This is a genomic window from Labrenzia sp. ATLA3 (assembly GCF_057180185.1).
Genome location: NZ_JBXUKV010000009.1, coordinates 83,145 through 101,809, shown reverse-complemented (window position 1 = coordinate 101,809; position 18,665 = coordinate 83,145). Strand labels below are relative to the sequence as shown.

Sequence of the window (18,665 nt, the reverse complement as noted above, 5' to 3'; positions counted from 1 at the left end):
TGACGCCCGACAGTTTCGGTCAGGCATCCTCTTTCGTGGCGAAGCCGGCCATCTTCGCGTAGCCTTTGACAATCGCCTTGCGGTCTTCGTAACCAAGAACATCGTCCACGTTCTCGAAACGGCGCGGGCTCAGCTTCTCGACCTCATCAATCACGCGCTCGGGTCCCCCGATCCGGTTGGTGCGCACGACCTCGGCGGTCTTGGGCAGCCGATCCTGCTCGTAGCGGTAGAGCGCTTCGCGCGGATGTTCCGCAGCCGCCAGTTCATCGGCAAGGCAGCGCGCATCCAGGATAGCCTGCGCCGCGCCGTTGGAACCCACGGGGTACATCGGGTGCGCCGCGTCTCCCAGCAGCGTGACCCGCCCGTGGGTCCAGCGCGGCAGCGGATCGCGGTCAGCCATCGGATATTCGAAGATCGCGCTGCTACCGCGCACGAGCGCCTCAATGTCGATGCCCGGCACGTGGAACCGTTTAGCATAGGGCAGCACCTTGGACAGCGGCGCCTGTTTCGACCAGCTTTCCGGTGGCGGCGGCGAAACCGAAGCATCGGCGACACGCACATTCACCACCCAGTTCATCAACTGCAGGCCGTCCTTGGCGGGTGCGATCGGATAGAGCACCAGCTTCGCGCCCAGTCCACCGGCAATCGCCATGGTCTCGCCGTCTTCCCAGACGGGCCATTCCGCAGCACCACGCCACATGACGACACCGGTCCAGCTCGGCCCGCCCTCGTTCGGATAGAACCGGCGCCGGCCGACGCTGTGAATTCCATCGGCGCAGATCAGCACCTCGGCGCGTATCGTTGTCGAGCTGAGCCCCTCGGCCGTGTCGGTGAAATGCGCCGTGACGCCCGCCTCGTCCTGGACGAAGCCGGACAGCCGCTTGCCGGTCAGAACCGCTTCCGGCCCCATACGCTCGACCGCGGCATCGTAGAGCACCTTCTGCAGCCGGCCGCGGTGGATGGAAAACTGCGGATATTCATGGCCGGCATGAAGCCCGCGCGGCTCGCGCCAGACCTCCTGACCGATGCGCGTCAGGTAGCGCAGCTCGCGGGTGCGCAGTCCGACCTCGTCCAGCCGCTCCAGAAGGCCCAGTTCGGCAAGTTCGGCGATGGAATGGGGCAAAGTGTTGATGCCGACCCCGACCTCGCGCACCTCTGACGCCTGCTCTACGACCTGCGCCTTGACGCCGCGTTTGTGCAGCATCAACGCCGTGGTCAGCCCGCCGATACCGGCGCCTGCGATCAGGACAGTCATTGCACTGCCTCGTCTTCCGGTGGCAGGAAGTCGATGGCATGGGCCGCCGAGACGGCGACAATCTCGGCCGGATCGGCCTCGGGCCCCATGTTATGAAGCGCCCAGAACAGATCGTAGAGTTGCCTGGTCGGGGTGACCCAGAACAGCGTCTTGATACTGCTGTCGGACTTGTTGAAGATCCCGTGGGGAATGCCGCGCGGCAGCTTCACCAGGTCTCCCGGCTCGCCGACAGTCGGCTGTCCGTCAAGCAGGAAATCGAAACGACCTTCGAGGATGTAGAGAAACTCATCCTGATCCGGGTGAATATGTGGCGGCACGAAGGTGCCGGGCGGCAGAGTGGCGTGCCATGTGAAGCACTCATCGGTCATCTGCTTCGGAACATAGATCTGGCCCAGAACGTTCCAGCGGATCTGGTCGAGACTGTCGCGGGAATTGACGATCCCGGGAGCCATTGCGGTCATTTTTGTCTCCTTTATCCTCGTGATGCCTGATGATTGAGTTGCCTGCGCCCGTCCGGGCTTTTCGTTGCCGGCCTCTTGGCGAAAAGGGCCGACAAAGGCAGCCGTGATTGGCGATTCAGGATCCTTCAGGCCTTCGATGATCGTGAAGTGGTTGTGGTCGCCTTCGACTTCGCAGCGCACCGGCACATCCAGTCCCGACCACATGTCGGTCATGAGACGCGTCTGGCGGATGAATTCGGGTCGCTCGCCGCCCCCGACCCAGCAAGTCAGTGGCGTGGCTGCTGCTGGCTGCGCCAGAACCGCGCTTTCGGCGCGGGCCTCGTCCAGATCCAGGTTGAGTGTTCGGTTCATCTCGGTGTGAAGCAACGGGCGCAGGTCGTGAAGGCCGCTGATAGACAGGGCATGAACGATGCGGCCACGAACATCAGCCGGTAGCGGGCTATCCACGCAGAGCATTCGTGTCGCAAGGTGTCCGCCCGCGGAGTGTCCGGAAAGGCGGATTGGGCCGTCAATGAGTTTGGCGGCCGTTGAGATAGCGCGGCCGATCTGGGCGGTGATCTCGTGGATCCGCGCCTCCGGTGCCAGGGTATAGGTGGGCAGACACACCGCCCAGCCCTGCGCCCGGGCGCCTTCGGCAAAATCCGTCCAGTGCCCCTTTTCCAGCCGCATCCAGAAGCCGCCATGGATAAAGACGGCCAATCCCTTGGGCGTGCCGTCCGGCCAGACGATGTCGAATTTTTCCCTCGGGTGGCTGCCGTAGGAGACATCCTGGTCGAGCCGGTGACCGCCCGCCTGCAGATCCGCCCGGTAAGCCGCCGCCCGCGTGGCCCAGAAACCGGGAAGCTCGGCGGAGTTCTCGACATGTTTCATGTTCGCGAAGGCATCGTCCCAGTCGCGCAGAGGTGCTAAATTCATTTTCGGACTCATTGGGGCTGTCCTGTTGGATACCCGGTACTGTTGGAGGTCTTCAGTCGCAGGACCTTTTGAGGGGCGCAGGAACCTTTTGAAGGCCCTGCGCAAGGTTAGAAGGGCTTTCCCCGGCTCAAGCCGCATCGGGCGGCGGCAGGAAGTTCACGTCGCGCAACGCGGACAAGCGCACCAGCTCTGCGGGATCGGTCACCCCGTCCAGCTCAGTGAACAGCTCGAAGAGCTTGCACGCAGGCGAAACGCCAAAGACACAGGTCGCCGTCTTGCCGGAGCGATTGAAGATGCCATGGGCGATGCCGCGCGGCATCCGGATCGTGTCGCCGGTCCCGGCCTTGTCGTGCGCGTCGGGAAACTCGATCTCCAGTTCGCCGTCCAGCATGTAGATCCACTCGTCCTGCGTTGGGTGGATATGCGGCGGAACGAAGGTGCCTGCGGGAATGGTCGCATGCCAGACAAAGGCATCCTTCGACAAAAGCTTGGGCACATAGGTGTGTCCCACGACGTTCCACGCCAGACCGTTCACGCCGTTGTCGGCCTTCAACACGCCTTTTTCCATTGTCCGGGCTCCTGTTGCTGCGGATCGGTTACGAAACTCGCATTACCCTGCAACGCTTTCCCGCAATCAGTTATCCGAAAAACGAACGCCTCTGCCGGCATAAATTTTAAGCTTGAAGCAAATCGGAACTCGTGCGCTAATTTGATCAGGGAAAACCCGTACCTTTAGCGTTGGGGAACGAATGGTCACACCAGAGGCTTTGCCGACGAAGGAATATTTCGCGCAGCACCCTGTTGTCCGCACGCGCGACATGGATGAAGCGCGGCACATCGTTTCCCGCAAGCTTTGCGACCACAAGCTGGAGGTCGTCGGCCGCCAGTCCGGTCTTTTCGTCCGCCACAATGCAGTGACCGGTCGGTCCGTTTCCGTCAATTACCTGCGCTATGGCGCCGACGTGACGGTGGACCCGGGACAATTGGGCTCTTTCTATCTGTTTCAGGTACCGCTTTCGGGCTGCGCAACCATCAGGCACCGGGGCGAGGAAATGACCGCCACCACGCAGACAGGTGCCATAGTGAACCCCGACCGAGGCGCGTTGCTGCACTGGAGACGCGACTGCAGCAAGCTACTGCTCCAGGTCGACAGGAGCCAGTTGGAAGCCGTTGCCCGGTCGATCACCGGCGCCCCCCTGCCCGGCCCCATCCGCTTCCAGATGCAGGTCGATCTGACCAACGGACCGGGACGCCAGTTGAGACGCCTCGTCATGGCCTGCGCCCAGGCGATCGAAAACGGAGACCTGTTCCTGGGTGAACTGGCGGCCCGGGACCTGAAGGCGGAGGAAGATCTGGCCCACGCGCTGCTCACCCTTCAGCCCAGTAACATCTCGCACATCATCGAGCGTTCGGACCGCCGCGCCACCCCTCGCGAAATCCGGATATCACTGGAGTACATTCACGCGAACCTGGGCGAACCGATCACCCTGGCCGACATCGCCCATGCGGCGCGCATGAATGTGCGAACGCTGCAAAAAGGTTTCAAGCGCATCTGCGGTCAAAGCCCGATGCAGGTCCTGCGCAACGCCCGGCTGGACACGGCGCATTACATGCTCGCCGCCCGACGCGACCCTCCCAGCGTCAGCGAAGCCGCCTACTCCTGTGGCTTTTCCCACCTTGGCCGGTTCTCTTACTACTACAAGGAACGCTTCGGACATCTGCCGAGCGACACGCACTAAGGGTGCTGAGTTAAACCTCGGACCTGATATCTCGTTCGATCTTCAAGTTCCCACCAGCCACACCGCTGCTTCCTGCGCCCGGGCGAAAAAACCCGCCAATCGCGCACGATCGGGCGGGTTTTCTTTGTATTTTTTGAGTGATCCAACTCCGGCTGCACACCCTAGCCCACCAGCCTCTATCTCAGAACATGCAGTGAAGGGTAAGTGGCACAAAACCAAAGCCTCAAACAGCCCTCGCAACTCCAGAACTATGCAGCTGAGGCGATAAATTGGCTGAAGAGACGAGCCCTGTCCGCCAATACTTCCAGCCGTTCTTTGTTAGTGCCCACCACCGCCGCCGGCAGCCGCGGGTTTGGGTTTTTCGACGAAATAGAGCGCGGCGACCAGGGCAAGAAACATCACTGTCAGGATCAGGAAAACATCCGAGAACGACATGATAAATGCTTCCCGGGTGACGATGCCCGACACGGTTTTCAGGGCGGCGGCCTCGGCGTTCTGGCCTAGCTCCGAAAAGGCATGTGTCATGTTGGTCAAGGTCTCGTTGACGACCGGGCGTGACCAGTTGACCGTTTCGGCAATCCGCTCGTAATGGAAATCCTGACGGCTGGTCAGCATCGTGTTGATGACCGCAAGCCCCACCGCTCCACCCAGGTTCCGGGTCAGGTTGAACAGGCCGGAAGCGTTCTTGATCATCTGCGGTGGCAGCAATCCGAGTGCGATGTTGTTGATTGGCACCATGCACAGCATGAGCGAACAGCCGCGCAGGATCTGGGGAATAAAGAGCTCCCAGAAATCCCAGTCATGGGTGATGCCCGTTACCATGTAGGTGCCAATGGCAAAGCCGGAAAACCCGATTGCCATCATGACACGCGGATCGAGCAAGGACATCAGCCGCCCGGCAATCGGCGCTGTCAGAAACATGGCAAGACCGGTTACGAACATCGTCTCGCCGATCTGCAAAGACGTGTAGTCGCGAACACCGCTGAGATAGACCGGGTAGAGATACGTCAAGCCGTAAAGCCCCACCCCCATGATGAAGCTGAACAGACTGCCCATCGCGAAGTTCTTGTCGGCGAACGCCCTGAGGTCGACAATAGGTTCGCGCGCGGTAAAGGCCCGCCAGAAGAAGATGGCAGCGCCCAGAACGGTGACCACGGAGAAGAGGACAATCTCGCCGCTCTGGAACCAGTCGTCGCCCGAGCCTTCTTCCAGAACGAACTCCAGAGACCCCAGGAAAATCGCCATGCCCGCGAAGCCGTACCAGTCGAAATGGTCGAGCAGCGACAGATCCGGCTCGTCGAAATCGATCAGGGTGACCGCAGCAAGCGTAACGAAGATGCCCGGCACGACGTTGATCAGAAACAGCCAGTGCCAGGACCCGAATTCGGTGAGATAGCCACCAAGCGTCGGGCCGATGGTCGGCGCCAGCGTGGCCACCAGACCGATGACCGGAGAGATGACGTTGAATTTCTCACGCGGAAAAATCAGATAGGCCGTCGCGAAAACCGTCGGGATCATGCCACCACCAAGAAACCCCTGCAGGGCGCGGTAGATGATCATTTCCTCGATGGTGGAGGCTGTAGCGCACATCAGGCTCATCACCGTGAACCCGGCGGCCGACAGTGCGAACATCCATCGGGTCGACAGCATGCGCGAGAGATATCCCGACAGCGGGATCATGATGACCTCCGCAATCAGGTAGCTTGTCTGCACCCAGGGGATATCGTCCTGCGAAGCGCTAAGACCTGCCTGAATTTCCGACAGGGACGCAGACACGATCTGGATATCCAGGATCGCCATGAACATGCCGAACACCATGCAAAGAAAGGTGAACAGCTTGCGTCCGTCGATGGGTTCGCTCTGTGCCGTCTCGCTCATGTGACGTAACCTTGGACCGGCTGGCGTTTTGCCGAAAGCGGCAGAAAATCTGTTGGCCAGTCAGTCGAAAAAAGTTGAGTCCTCACGGCACGCTGCCGGTCAAGGGATGCTCATCAAAGGGGCGGTATCCGCCAGAGGCGGATACCGGGCGTGTGCGGTTGGAGGCCGCGGGGATAACTTGAACCGGTGCGGGTCATCGACACGCACCGCAAACCTAGTGAAGCGCCGAAACCGTGACATTGGCCTTTTGGCCGCCGGTTCTGGTGTCGACCTCGACCACCACCGACATGCCTGCGCGCAGATGGCCACTTGTGATTTCTTCTTCCGGAACCTTGATCTTCACCGGAACGCGCTGGACCACCTTGGTGAAGTTGCCGGTCGCATTTTCTGACGGCAGCAGGCTGAACACCGAACCGGTCGCGGGGGCGATGCTTTCAACCGTTCCGCGGATCGGTTGGTCCGGATAGGCATCGACGGAAATTTCAACCTCAGCCCCGGGCTGAATTCCTTCAAGCTGGGTTTCCTTGAAATTCGCATCGATATGGGTGTCGGCTAGCGGCACGACCGCTGCAATCCGGCTACCCGGCTGAAGCAGGGAGCCGACCTGGGCCGCCCTGTTGCCGACAATCCCGTCGACAGGAGCCCGAATAACCGTGAAGGCCAGATCGCGTTCGGCCTTTTCAAGCGCGGTCTTGGCTGAAACCACCGCCTGCTCGGCTTCCTTTTTCTGCCCGTTCAGCACTTCGATGTTGGCTTTGGCAAGTGTTACCGCCGCCTGAGCATTCTCAAGGTCCGCCTGCGCGCCTTTCAGCCCGGCATCCGCGGTATCGAGTGTTGCCTGGCTTGCAAACTTGTTGTCCGCCAGCTTTTTCTGGCGGTTGAAGTTGGCTTCAGCTTCTTCTTTTCTGGCCTTGGCCGCCGCAACGGACGCTTCAGCCTGCAGCACGGAGGCCTTGGCTGCCGTGATCTGGGTCGTGATGCGGTTGACCGTTGCGCGGGCGCTGTCGATGGAGTTCTTGGCCGACTGGACGGCCAGCTTGTAGTCCCCATCATCAATCGTCAAAAGAACATCGCCGGCTTTCACACGCTGATTGTCGCCAACGGCAACCGAAGCAACATATCCGGAAACCTTGGATAGGATCACCGTGATGTCGGAGGTCACATAGGCGTCGTCCGTGCTGGCGATGAACCTGCCTTCGGTCCACCAGTGATAGGCTTCATAACCGCCGAAGCCGAGGCCCGCGAGCAAGATCAACGTAAAGACCCGCTTGGCCTTGCCCTTCTTTTTTGTCGGAGGCGTTTGCGAAGACGCTGTTGAATTCGCCACCTGAGCCTGAGCCGATACAGCTACCTGCCCGCTCTTGGTTTTGCTCGCGTCTTTCGCAGCAGACGGTGTTGCCTGCTTGCTTTCCGCGTCGCCGGAAGTCTTGCCGTCTTGGTTCTGCGGGCTCGCCGTCTGCGGCCCGCCACCGATCGCACCGCTCTCGGTGCGGCCTTCTCTGAGTGCCACGATGGTATCCTTTGCCCAAAATTCTCGACCGCCCAATGTTGACTGAACGGTTCGGTCAATTTCGTTTATATGTTCAATATTCAGGTCAGCGCAAGAGTTGCGGAGAATTTTTTGCAGCGCACCATGAATCAAATAGCTTGAGGAACCACGATGGACAGAGGAGAAAACGTGACCTGGCATCAAGAACGTTTCAGGACCGCGAGCCCGGCGACCGGACCTTGCAGTTGGTCCATTTTGGCGATGCGCCCTGCCCGCAATTGATGGTTTGATTGCGAAAGATTGAACAGTTCTAACGAATGACCGATAGTGTTGAACATGATGAAGCGCCTGCCGGTCGGCTGACTTCGGGACCGATACGACAACTTCGGACAAACAGCGTATGTTGGACGAGTTGTCTTGCTATAACCTGCTGAAAGACGGCAGAAATTCGAGATTGTGATGACCACCGACACTCAGGACCTACCGGCGCTTTCCGAAGATCCGGCGCAGAAAACCGACAATGCCAAATACCGGCAGATTCTTGCCGGCGCGCGCAAAGTCTTCCGGGCGAAAGGCTTTGACGGTGCCAGCATGGAGGTCATCGCCAAGGAAGCCGGTGTATCCAAGGGCACGCTCTACGTCTATTTCAACAGCAAGGAAGCCCTGTTCGAGGCATTGATTCTGCAAGATCGGTACAGCCAGGCGGAAATCCTGCAGGAAGCCCTCGTAAGCAAGGCGGATGTGGAAACCGACCTGAACCGTATTGGCCGCAGCTATCTCCAGAAAATGTCCAAGCCGGACAAATTGTCGACCCTTCGTATGGTAATCGGCGCCGCCGAGAAGTTCCCGCAGTTCGGCATGCTTCTGTATGAAGCCGGTCCCTGCCAGGGCCGACGTGACCTCGGCGCTTACATTCAGGAGCGGATCACCCGAGGCGAGCTGAAAGATTGCGATGTGGAGCTGGCTGCCGGACAGTTTTTCGACCTGTGCGTCGCGGGTGTCCTGAGGCGAATGCTGCTCAATGCCGGTCCCAAGCCAAGCGAAGAAGAAATCGAAGCCAATGTCGAGGCTGCGGTCAAGGTGTTCCTTGCAGCCTACGCAGTGTAACGGGCAACGCTTTTCCGACATTGCGGCTTTCCTGGATCAGAAAACCGGACTGACAGGGGCGGACAGACTGTCCGCCGATCCTATATGAAGCGGTACACACCAGTCCCATAGACCACAGCAGGTTCCATGACCGCCCGTCCCCCTATCTTCCAGTTCGACAATTCCTATGCACGGGATCTGCCCGGTTTTTACGTGGCCTGGGAAGGCGCGAAGGTGCCCGCCCCCAACCTTGTGCTGTTCAATCGGGATCTCGCGGCTGAACTCAACCTGGATGCAAAGCTTCTGGAAACGCCGGAAGGCGCCGAGATCTTCGCCGGTGTCAGACAGCCAGACGGCGCCACACCTCTCGCCCAGGTCTATGCGGGTCATCAGTTCGGTGGCTTCTCGCCGCAACTTGGAGACGGCCGTGCGCTTCTTCTTGGCGAGATCATCGACAAAGCCGGAAATCGCAAGGATATTCAGTTGAAAGGGTCGGGACCGACCCCCTTCTCACGTGGTGGTGACGGCAAGGCCGTCGTGGGACCTGTTCTGCGCGAATATATCCTCGCCGAAGCCATGCATGCGCTTGGCATCCCGACAACCCGGGCATTGGCTGCGGTCACCACTGGAGAAACCATCTACCGGGACGGCCCGAAACCAGGCGCGGTACTGACGCGCGTCGCCGCAAGTCATTTGCGCGTCGGAACTTTCCAGTATTTCGCGGCGCGCGGTGAAACGGACAAACTCCGCCAGCTCGCAGACTATGCCATCGCCCGCCATGACCCGGATCTCGCAGGACAATCGGACAGATACCTCCAGCTGTTCCGCGGCGTGGTTGAGCGACAAGCGTCCCTCATGGCCAAATGGGTCCTTGTTGGCTTCGTTCACGGCGTGATGAACACCGACAACACCACGATTTCCGGAGAAACAATCGATTATGGCCCCTGCGCCTTCATAGACGCATACGATCCGGCTGCCGTGTTCAGTTCCATCGACCACGGCGGACGCTATGCTTTTGGCCGGCAGCCCGTCATCATGCAATGGAACCTTGCCCGCCTTGCGGAAACCCTGTTGCCCTTGATCCAGCCAGATGATCCGGACCACGCTGTCGAGCTGGCAAGTGCGGAACTCGCCCGCTTCCCCGACCTCTACCGCTCTGACTGGCTAACCGGCATGCGCGCAAAAACAGGCCTTCAGACAGAAGCGGAAGACGATCCTGATCTCTTCGAGACCATGCTTGCGGCGCTGCAAGAACAGTCAGTCGACTACACGCTGTTTTTCCGGCATCTCGCAGATGCTGCGATGGATACCCCCGAAAAGCTGCGTGATCTCTTCACGGGCCCGGCACAGATTGATGTCTGGCTGGAACGCTGGAGAAAACGCCTTGAGAACGAAGGCAAAGCACCGGTTGAGATCAAGGCAGAAATGGACGGGGTCAATCCCATCTACATTCCCAGAAACCATCTGGTTGAAGATGCCCTTCAAAGTGCAGAGACCGGAGAGTATATTTTGATCAACAAGTTGCTGGAAGCTCTTCATTTTCCATATGAAGAAAGGTCCGGCCTTGAGGCCTATGCGCTCCCCGCACCTGCTGCATTCGGCCCCTACCGGACCTTCTGCGGCACGTGACCTGCGATTGTCTGGCCAAGGGACACTTTCGGGGCTGCACTCTCAGCCGGCGAGTAACGGTATAAGCCGACCGGAACACCCTAGCCGGCCAGGCGCTCGACCAGAAAGTTCATTTCCTCTTCAAGCTTTTCACCAGACAGACCAACGAAGCGCGCTTCCAGGCTGATCGTGACGAGACCATGCACAGCCGCAAAGGCTGTGCGGGTTCGCGCAGCGAGGTCTTCTTCCAGCATCGTGGGCTCGAGTTCACGCAAGGGGGCCGCAATGAAGCCGAGCAGCGCGATGTTTTCCTGCATGTGCCACTCAGGCACCGGCTTCCCCTCTGGCAACTGATGGCTGAACAGAGTTATCCAGAGATTGCGGTTGTCCCGCGCAAACGCGAGGTAAGCCAGCGCCAGCACTTTCAGACGCTCCAAAGGCTCGTCGACAGTCTCGACTGTCAAGGCCATCAGATTTTTGATGCGCCCGAGCGTTACCGAGTTGACTGCAAGCAGCAGTGCATCCTGGTCCTCGAAGTGCTTGTAGACCGAACCGACAGAATAGCCGGCATCGGCCGCGATCTTTCTGATGTTGACCGCTTCCATACCCCCCGCTTCAACAGCAGCAATCGCTGCCTCCAGAACGCGACGATGGGTTTCTTCGCTTTTCGCTTTTTGAACTCCGGCCATTAACCGTATCGCACCTCAAAAGTGAACTTTGTTCATTTTTCTTCTTGACCTAATCAAAATCATGTGGCTTTGTCAAATAGTGAACAACGTTCATCTTTTAAGAGGGCACAATGTTTGAGCCATTCATGAACCAACTGAAAGCGCTGTTTCTAGCCAGCGCAGAGGAAAGCCGGGGCAACCAGTCCCTCGCACTCCTGTCAATCAACACCCGCACAGCCGCCGCATCCGTCCGCACGGCCCAGGTTGCGCTGGCCCGCGCCAGGGCAGAACAGCAGCAGGACCGCAAGCGGCTGAGGCAAATCAATACGTCCCTTGAAGATCTGGAGAACCGGGCTCGCAACGCCCTTCTAAAAGAGCTTGAGCCCCTTGCCAGAGAAGCAGCAGAAGCCATTGCGCTGCTCGAAGACGAAAAAACGGCTCTCGAGGAAGCGATCCATTCCTTCGACAACGAGCTTTCAGGCCTCACGGAAACCCTTCACCGCGCTCAAAGCCGCCTGCGTGCCCTGAAACGCGGCGAACGCACGGTCGAGGTTCGGGACCAGATCCAGAAAGCACAATCTCTCGGCTCCAGCACCGGCCAGTCAGCTTTGGCCGTGGCCGAAGGACAGCTGGAGGAGATCAGCAGAAAGCAGGAACGTGACCAGCTTGCCGAGCAAGAGTTCAAGGCCCTGTCGGCAGCAGATAATCCGCATGCGGTTATCGAAAAGCTGGGCGACGCCGGATGCGGCGCACCTGTCAAAACCAGAGTGGACGACGTGCTCGCCCGCCTGAAATCCGACCTTCCCCTTCTTCTTGAAACAACCATCTAACGCGAGGACGAACCCATGCAGGAATCAACCGTCAAACACACCAACAACTGGACCATTTTTACCGCCAGCAGCTTCGCCATTGCCGCTATCATGATGGGCTTGGGCATCTGGAACCTGGAGGCGAGTTTCTCAGCCAAAGGCTTTTACACCATGGCCGCGATCATGCTCGTACATACCGCGGTGACATTGACCAAGACACTGCGCGACCGCGAAGAAGCAAGCAAGTTTCACAACCGCCTGGAAGACGCTAAAACTGAAAAACTGCTGATGGATATCAGCAAGCCGGAAAACGTCTGACCCAACTTTCAAGCCGGGCGGAGACCTTGTCGTTCCGCCCGGGCTGTCTAAACCGAAGGTTATGAAGCCGCCGAAACAACGGCAGCTCCCAAGGAGGACCTTATGAGCGCTCCACTGATGACGTCCCGGCGTTTCGCTCCGCTCTTCTGGACACAGTTCTTCTCCGCGTTCAACGACAACTTCCTGAAAAACGCCCTGGTGTTCCTGGTGTTGTTCCAGGTCGGGGAACAGGGGACGGACGGTGGCAACACCGGTGTTCTGATCACACTGGCCGGGGCGGTCTTCATCGCTCCCTTCCTGTTCCTGTCCGCTCTCGGGGGCGAGCTTGCCGACAAGTTCGACAAGAGACGGATCGCGCGGGCGACCAAGCTTGTCGAAGTCGCAGGTGCAGGGCTTGCGGTTGCCGGCATGGCTCTGTCCTCCCTGCCTGTCCTGTTTTCCGCGCTGTTTGTGTTCGGCGCCATGTCGGCTCTGTTCGGGCCGGTCAAATATGGACTGCTCCCGGATCATCTGCCTGCCGACAGTCTGCCGCGCGCCAATGCCTGGATCGAGGCGGGAACCTTCCTGGCAATCCTCGGCGGCACGATTTCCGCCGGGCTTCTGTTCAGCACCGGCGCTCCCACGCTTATCTTCGCTCCGGTGATGATGGCGCTGGCACTTGCCTGTTACGGGCTGAGCCGCCAGATCCCCTCCGCACCGGCCGCAGCCCCCGACCTGAGGGTTGACTGGAACCTTGCCACCTCGACATGGCGCGTGGTGCGTAATCTGGCCTCTGACCGCCGCCTCTTTCTGGCAGCCCTGATGAATGCCTGGTTCTGGCTTATCGGCGCCATGGTGCTCGCGCTTCTGCCGCTGATCGTCAAGACGCTTCTGGGTGGTGGAGAAATCGCCGTCACCTATTTCCTGACCGTTTTTGCAATATCGATCGGCATCGGGTCGGCGATTGCCGCCTGGCTGCTGGCGGGACGCGTCGTCCTTCTGCCAGCCCCTGTCGGAACGTTGCTGCTTGCGCTGTTCTGCCTCGACGCTGCGCTGACCCTCGCCGGCTTGCCAGCTGCGACGCAAACATCAAGCCTGCAGGAGTTCCTGACGCATGAGGGTGTAATACGTCTCAGCATTGACATGGCCGGCCTTGCCATCTCCGGTGCGCTGCTGGTTGTCCCCACCTTCACGGCGCTCCAGACCTGGGCAAAACCAGAGGTGCGTGCCCGCCGGATTGCAGCCTCCAATGCCCTTGGCGGCGCCCTGATGACGATTGGCGGCGTGCTGCTGGCAGGCGCCCAGAAACTCGGTTTTTCCGTCTCAGAGATTTTTCTCGCACTGGCAGTGTTGAACCTGATCGCGGCTGCGGTGATGCTGAAGACCCTGCCGACCAATCCGCTGCGCGACGCGATCTCAATCCTCTATCGCGCGATCTTCCGGATGGAAGTCAAGGGACTGGAAAATCTGGAAAAAGCCGGCGAAGCCCCGATCCTGGCGCTCAACCACGTCAGCTTGCTGGATGCCGGCCTGGCACTGACCCTGACCGAAAAGAAACCGTCCTTCGCGATCGACTATGACATCGCCCGGCGCTGGTGGGTAAAACCCTTCCTGCACCTTGCAAATGCGATACCTGTCAATCCGACAAAGCCCATGGCCGCCCGTGCGTTGATCAAGGTGGTGAACTCCGGTGAGCCCATGGTGATCTTCCCGGAAGGCCGGCTGACAGTGACCGGCAGTCTGATGAAGGTCTACGACGGTGCCGCCATGGTGGCCGACAAGACCGGCGCCATGATCGTCCCCATTCGTATCGACGGCCTTGAAAAAACGCCGTTTTCCTATCTGAACCCCAGTCAGATCCGCAAACGACTTTTCCCGAAGGTAAAGGTAACGATCATGGAACCGACCCGCCTGGACATCAATGACGACCTGCGAGGCCGTCAGCGGCGCGCGGCCGCCGGTGCCAAGCTCTATGGCGTCATGTCCGAGTTGATGTTTGAAACCAGCCTGATGGAAGACGTCACCATCCTGGAAAAAATCATCGCCACAGGCGCAGAACACGGCCACGGCAAACTGGCACTTGAAGATCCGGTGACTGGCAAGCTGAGTGTGGGCAAGTTGCTGACGGGCGTTTCCGTGCTTGGCCGCAAGCTGATACAGCACACCAAGGGGGAAGAGACCCTGGGGATCATGCTGCCCAATGCCAATGGCGCTGCCGTGACCGTTCTTGCGACCATGTCCGCCGGCAAGGTGCCCGCCATGATCAACTTCACGGCCGGCCAGGAGAACATTCTCGCTGCGTGCCGGGCTGCAGAGGTTCGAACGCTGTTGTCCTCTCGTGCCTTCGTCAAACAGGCCCGCCTGGAGCAACTGGCGTCAAACCTTGAAAACCACGTTCGCATCATCTGGATGGAAGACCTGCGGTCTGAAATCGGCTTTACAGACAAGATCCGCGGTCTACTGACCAAAAGCCGCCCCCTGGTGCGCCGACAGGCGGACGATACGGCCGTTATCCTGTTCACCTCGGGCTCGGAAGGAACACCGAAGGGCGTTGTTCTGACACACCGAAATATCCTGTCGAATGCCACACAGGCAGCCGCAAGGGTTGATTTCACGCCGAACGACAAGGTGTTCAACGTCCTGCCGATGTTCCATTCCTTCGGTCTGACGGCAGGAACCATTCTACCGTTGATTTCAGGTGTACCGGTCTACCTTTATCCGTCGCCCCTGCACTACCGGATCGTTCCGGAGCTGATCTACACCTCCAATGCAACGATCCTGTTTGGCACCGACACCTTCCTGAACGGGTATGCCCGCGTCGCCCATGCCTATGACTTCCGCTCCCTGCGCTACTGTTTTGCTGGCGCGGAACCGGTGAAACCGTCGACCCGTCAGATCTATCAGGAACGGTTCGGCTTGCGGGTTCTGGAAGGCTATGGCGTGACCGAGACCGCGCCGGTCATCGCGCTCAACACGCCGATGTACAACCGCCCGGGCACGGTCGGCAAACTTATGCCCGGAATGAAGGCCCGCCTTGAACCTGTGCCAGGTGTTGAAGATGGCGGCAGACTGCATGTCTCGGGGCCAAACGTCATGGTCGGCTATCTGAAGGCGGACAATCCGGGTGTGGTCGAACCGCTGGTCGATGGCTGGCACGACACCGGCGACATCGTCGAGATCGATGCTGACGGCTACATCATCATCAAGGGCCGCGCCAAACGCTTTGCCAAGATTGCCGGTGAGATGGTGTCTCTGTCCGCCGTGGAAGCGCTGGCAGGTCAGATCTGGCCGCAACACCTTTCAGCCGTTGCCGCCATCAAGGATCCGCGCAAGGGCGAGAAGCTGGTGCTCGTTACGGAAAATCCGGATGCGGATCGCACAACCTTCATTGAAGGCGCAAAAGCCCGCGGCGCACAGGACCTGATGATACCGGCAGAAGTTCGTGTGGTGTCGAAGGTTCCCGTTCTGGGCTCCGGCAAGCTGGATTTCGCGGCGGTTGCGAAACTGGTCAAGGACGGTTCTGAACTGGGGGAAGCTGCCTGACGCTTCACCCACGTCGAAGATCGTTTACACCATCAATCCGGCACTGTTGGCCACTTTTGGCCTGGTGCCGGCGAAGGCCGGAGCGAAATCTCCGGCCTTCACCTTTGGAACACCGGCAATCACCGACGCGGTATCAAAGATCTGACGCGACCTCTTTAACGCGTCGGCAGAACCATCTGTAATCATTCTGAAGCCGGTCGCTCGTTCCATAGCCACTCAAACAGACTGTGTTTTCTCACAGCCCCGTCACAACATCACCTCAAGTCAACCGGCTTTCTCAGAGTCCACACCCAGGATGTGAAATCCGGCTGCAATCGATTGAACCACCATTGATCGGTCTCACGTCTTGGGGCAACTTGCATCGTGCCAACGCTTCGCGAAATTCTTTTGCCTATCAGACAGGAAATACCCCATGTCCGCACCCGCTTATGACGACAAGAATGTCTTCGCCAAGATCCTGCGCGGCGAACTGCCGAGCCACAAGGTTTACGAAGACGACAAAACACTGGTGATCATGGACATCATGCCACGCGGCGACGGTCATGTTCTGGTGGTCCCGAAGGCCCCTTCCCGCAACATTCTGGACATCGCCCAGGAGGATCTCAACGCGGTGATGGCAACGGCCCAGACGATGGCCAGAGCGGTGATCAAGGCCTTTGAAGCAGACGGTACCACCATCCAGCAATTCTCCGAGCCTGCTGGCGGTCAAGTGGTGTTCCACACTCACGTCCATGTCATTCCGCGCTTCGAGGGCGTCTCACTGAAACCCCACACAGGCACAATGGCCGACAACGACCTTCTGGCGGAACACGCTGAAAAAATTCGCGCTGCGCTGTCCTGAACCGGGCTCGGCCCGACCGCCGACAGGAACGAACAAACAACGCTCGCCCGGCCCCAAGCCGAGCGGGCATTTTTCGAAGTTTGGGAACACAAACGCGGCGTTTCTTGGAGAGTGCACGGCGGAGGTTTGCCTGTCAGAAGTACCGTTAGTTTTCCGCCAACTGCCGACAACGCAGCGCGTGACAGAGCAAATGTTGGCTGGAAAAAAGCCCCTAGGCGACACCGGCCTGAACAGCCGCGTCGTCCTGTTCCTTGGCCATGTTCTGATCTTCCTGAAGCACCTTCACCACGGAAGGCCGCTCGGAGAACCGCTCGACATATCTCGTGAATTCCTCGAATTCCGGCACGATGCCGAACATCATGCCCCACCGAAGCCCCACACCCCAAAGAACGTCAACGGCCGTCATCCGCTCTCCTAGAACAAACGGTCCCTTGGACAGCTGGATACGCATGTTTTCCATCACGGTGTCGAAAGACCCATAGGCAGACATGGAAGGCGGCGGTTCTTCCCGTTTCAGAGCGCGGTCAATCAGTGCGGGCTCAAAACAGGACGCCATGTGCACGAACCAGCGCAGGTACGGCCCGCGTAAGGGATCGTCGAGCGCGGGAGTCAGTCCTTTTTCCGGAAAAAGATCGGCCAGATAGACATAGATCGCGACCTGTTCGGTAATGACCGCTTCGCCGACATGCAACGCCGGAACTTTTCCGGCAGGATTGACCGCAAGATAGCGGGGCGTCCGATTTTCACCCAGCTTCAGGTTGAGCACGTTCAACTTGTAAGGCGCTCCCAGTTCTTCCAGGAGAATGCGCACGCCTGTGGCCCGTGTTTGCGGTGCGTAAAAGAGTTCGACCTGGTCCGCCATTTTCCTCTCCTTGACCGAATGCAATCACCCCCTCTTCAACCTACCCCATCTATCCGGCAAGTGAACATGGCAAATCGCTACGTGTCAGGAGGCCATTCGGTCGAGGAGCAACCAGCCCGCGACAAGGAAAACTTCTGCCGCGAGCACGCCCACAAAAACCCGCTGGCGGGCCACAAAAAACGAGGCAAACCCGAAACCGGCGGCAGCCACACGCAGCCAGAGCGGTGTTTCCGCCAGCACGCCTTGCGGAAACAGGATCAGCTTTGAAATGACACCGGCGACCAGCGCGGTCGCGACACAGCGCACCCAGATCAGCAGTTCGCCATCTTCGCGCAGCTTGCCGCCTGCAAAAACACCCAGCCACCGCCAGACGTCGGTTGCAAACCAGCCGGCAACGATGATCATCGCCAAGGGCCACCAGGTTTCGGAAATCAATCCGCCCGCAGTTGATCCGTCCATCACGACAGCCCCCTGCGCATGATCCGTGTCCCGAGATAGGCAATCGTACCGCCCACAAGACCGGTCCAAAGAAGATCCAGCCCAGGCAGATAGATGAAGAAGACCGGGCCGAGCACCAGCCCGGCAACCATCGCGGCTCGGTCCGCATTCAGCCGTGAAGCGCCCCAGAGCGAACACAGGAAATAGACCGGCGTCAGGAGAAACAAGGCCCCCGCTACCATGCCCGGCATGGTCTCCACCAGCAGATAGGAGACACCGGTCATGCAGAACACAAAACTGGTCACCGCCCCGCCGAAACCGAGGAAAAACGGCAGGCGTCCTTCCCTCGGCATATCCGGCAGGTGCTTCATCGCGAACACCCAGGCCGTCACCGCCACGAAATGGGAGGCGATCAGCAATTGCCAGGTGCGGGTCTTGCCGGGCACCTTGATCAAAGGCATCAACGCCATGGTCATCGGCATCAAGCGAACAGAGGCAAGAGCGACAGCAATACCCGCAGGAAGCATTCCCATACCGGAAGAAATCGCGCCGGTCAGAACCACGATGGACGGCAGCGCCCAGACGAAACCGGTCATCGCCAGCGTTTCGACAAGCGTCAGTCCGGACTCCCGGGCAAGCCCGGCATAGCCGACAAAAGCCGCAGTCAGAATAAACGCTGGAATAGACACCGCAGCCCTCGCCCCACGCGCCATCCAGACCCGGGCATGTTCTGGCGGATCTTGCGGGTTTGGTGCGTTTTCTGGCTGATCAGGAGC

At 59.4% G+C, this 18,665-nt stretch carries 18 protein-coding genes and 1 pseudogene; 7 read left to right on the top strand and 12 right to left on the bottom strand.

Annotated elements, in window-relative coordinates:
• Positions 1-19: 19 nt before the first annotated feature.
• From AC2A6O_RS24420 to AC2A6O_RS24405, 4 genes and pseudogenes are all read right to left on the bottom strand, one after another.
• Entirely contained in the window at positions 20-1,255 is a 1,236-nt protein-coding gene (locus tag AC2A6O_RS24420; protein WP_498930997.1) for a flavin-dependent oxidoreductase, read from the bottom strand.
• Positions 1,252-1,716: a cupin domain-containing protein gene (locus AC2A6O_RS24415; RefSeq protein ID WP_498931238.1), complete on the bottom strand. Its 465-nt coding sequence runs from the start codon at positions 1,714-1,716 to the stop codon at positions 1,252-1,254. Before AC2A6O_RS24415 ends, AC2A6O_RS24420 begins: the two co-directional genes overlap by 4 nt.
• 105 nt (positions 1,717-1,821) lie before the next feature.
• A pseudogene (locus tag AC2A6O_RS24410) lies at positions 1,822-2,631 on the bottom strand (hormone-sensitive lipase); the annotation flags it as partial.
• Positions 2,632-2,758: 127 nt separating this feature from the next.
• On the bottom strand, positions 2,759-3,199 hold the full coding sequence (locus AC2A6O_RS24405) for a cupin domain-containing protein (protein ID WP_498930995.1): 441 nt from the start codon (positions 3,197-3,199) through the stop codon (positions 2,759-2,761).
• Positions 3,200-3,380: 181 nt separating this feature from the next.
• Between AC2A6O_RS24405 and AC2A6O_RS24400 the strand changes: the two genes are divergently transcribed.
• A complete protein-coding gene (locus AC2A6O_RS24400) occupies positions 3,381-4,370 on the top strand; it encodes an AraC family transcriptional regulator (protein WP_498930993.1) in 990 nt (329 codons plus the stop codon).
• A gap of 318 nt (positions 4,371-4,688) precedes the next feature.
• Here AC2A6O_RS24400 and AC2A6O_RS24395 read toward each other — a convergent pair whose 3' ends face one another.
• The 3 genes from AC2A6O_RS24395 to AC2A6O_RS24385 all read right to left on the bottom strand — a co-directional run bounded on the left by AC2A6O_RS24395 (position 4,689) and on the right by AC2A6O_RS24385 (position 8,075).
• A complete protein-coding gene (locus tag AC2A6O_RS24395; RefSeq protein WP_498930991.1) occupies positions 4,689-6,248 on the bottom strand; it encodes a DHA2 family efflux MFS transporter permease subunit in 1,560 nt (519 codons plus the stop codon).
• A 214-nt stretch (positions 6,249-6,462) separates the two neighbouring features.
• Entirely contained in the window at positions 6,463-7,758 is a 1,296-nt protein-coding gene (locus tag AC2A6O_RS24390; protein ID WP_498930989.1) for an HlyD family secretion protein, read from the bottom strand.
• A 179-nt stretch (positions 7,759-7,937) separates the two neighbouring features.
• Positions 7,938-8,075: a hypothetical protein gene (locus tag AC2A6O_RS24385; protein WP_498930987.1), complete on the bottom strand. Its 138-nt coding sequence runs from the start codon at positions 8,073-8,075 to the stop codon at positions 7,938-7,940.
• A 121-nt stretch (positions 8,076-8,196) separates the two neighbouring features.
• On the opposite strand from AC2A6O_RS24385, the gene AC2A6O_RS24380 reads away from it, so the two are divergent.
• Both AC2A6O_RS24380 and AC2A6O_RS24375 read left to right on the top strand, forming a co-directional pair.
• Positions 8,197-8,844 carry a TetR/AcrR family transcriptional regulator gene (locus tag AC2A6O_RS24380; protein WP_498930985.1) on the top strand — a complete coding sequence of 216 codons (648 nt, stop codon included), beginning with the start codon at positions 8,197-8,199 and terminating at the stop codon, positions 8,842-8,844.
• 126 nt (positions 8,845-8,970) lie between these two features.
• Entirely contained in the window at positions 8,971-10,452 is a 1,482-nt protein-coding gene (locus tag AC2A6O_RS24375) for a protein adenylyltransferase SelO (protein WP_498930983.1), read from the top strand.
• 80 nt (positions 10,453-10,532) lie between these two features.
• Here the strand turns inward: AC2A6O_RS24375 and AC2A6O_RS24370 are convergent, their stop codons facing one another.
• Positions 10,533-11,120 (bottom strand): TetR/AcrR family transcriptional regulator, encoded by a 588-nt coding sequence (locus AC2A6O_RS24370; RefSeq protein WP_498930981.1) that lies wholly within the window; start codon positions 11,118-11,120, stop codon positions 10,533-10,535.
• Positions 11,121-11,245: 125 nt separating this feature from the next.
• On the opposite strand from AC2A6O_RS24370, the gene AC2A6O_RS24365 reads away from it, so the two are divergent.
• The 3 genes from AC2A6O_RS24365 to AC2A6O_RS24355 all read left to right on the top strand — a co-directional run bounded on the left by AC2A6O_RS24365 (position 11,246) and on the right by AC2A6O_RS24355 (position 15,748).
• Positions 11,246-11,929, top strand: a complete 684-nt coding sequence (locus AC2A6O_RS24365; protein WP_498930979.1) for a PspA/IM30 family protein — start codon at positions 11,246-11,248, stop codon at positions 11,927-11,929.
• A 15-nt stretch (positions 11,930-11,944) separates the two neighbouring features.
• Positions 11,945-12,226, top strand: a complete 282-nt coding sequence (locus tag AC2A6O_RS24360) for a YiaA/YiaB family inner membrane protein (RefSeq protein ID WP_148586683.1) — start codon at positions 11,945-11,947, stop codon at positions 12,224-12,226.
• Positions 12,227-12,328: 102 nt separating this feature from the next.
• Entirely contained in the window at positions 12,329-15,748 is a 3,420-nt protein-coding gene (locus AC2A6O_RS24355) for an acyl-[ACP]--phospholipid O-acyltransferase (RefSeq protein WP_498930977.1), read from the top strand.
• Positions 15,749-15,772: 24 nt separating this feature from the next.
• Here the strand turns inward: AC2A6O_RS24355 and AC2A6O_RS24350 are convergent, their stop codons facing one another.
• Positions 15,773-15,958 (bottom strand): hypothetical protein, encoded by a 186-nt coding sequence (locus tag AC2A6O_RS24350; RefSeq protein ID WP_498930975.1) that lies wholly within the window; start codon positions 15,956-15,958, stop codon positions 15,773-15,775.
• A 202-nt stretch (positions 15,959-16,160) separates the two neighbouring features.
• Between AC2A6O_RS24350 and AC2A6O_RS24345 the strand changes: the two genes are divergently transcribed.
• Positions 16,161-16,589 carry an HIT family protein gene (locus AC2A6O_RS24345; RefSeq protein ID WP_498930973.1) on the top strand — a complete coding sequence of 143 codons (429 nt, stop codon included), beginning with the start codon at positions 16,161-16,163 and terminating at the stop codon, positions 16,587-16,589.
• A gap of 211 nt (positions 16,590-16,800) precedes the next feature.
• On the opposite strand, the gene AC2A6O_RS24340 is transcribed toward AC2A6O_RS24345, so the two are convergent.
• The 3 genes from AC2A6O_RS24340 to AC2A6O_RS24330 all read right to left on the bottom strand — a co-directional run bounded on the left by AC2A6O_RS24340 (position 16,801) and on the right by AC2A6O_RS24330 (position 18,578).
• Entirely contained in the window at positions 16,801-17,451 is a 651-nt protein-coding gene (locus AC2A6O_RS24340) for a glutathione S-transferase family protein (RefSeq protein ID WP_498930971.1), read from the bottom strand.
• 84 nt (positions 17,452-17,535) lie between these two features.
• Positions 17,536-17,910 carry an AzlD domain-containing protein gene (locus AC2A6O_RS24335; RefSeq protein ID WP_498930969.1) on the bottom strand — a complete coding sequence of 125 codons (375 nt, stop codon included), beginning with the start codon at positions 17,908-17,910 and terminating at the stop codon, positions 17,536-17,538.
• Positions 17,910-18,578: an AzlC family ABC transporter permease gene (locus tag AC2A6O_RS24330; RefSeq protein ID WP_498930967.1), complete on the bottom strand. Its 669-nt coding sequence runs from the start codon at positions 18,576-18,578 to the stop codon at positions 17,910-17,912. The genes AC2A6O_RS24335 and AC2A6O_RS24330 overlap by 1 nt, the downstream gene beginning before the upstream one ends.
• Between the last annotated feature and the right edge of the window lie 87 nt (positions 18,579-18,665).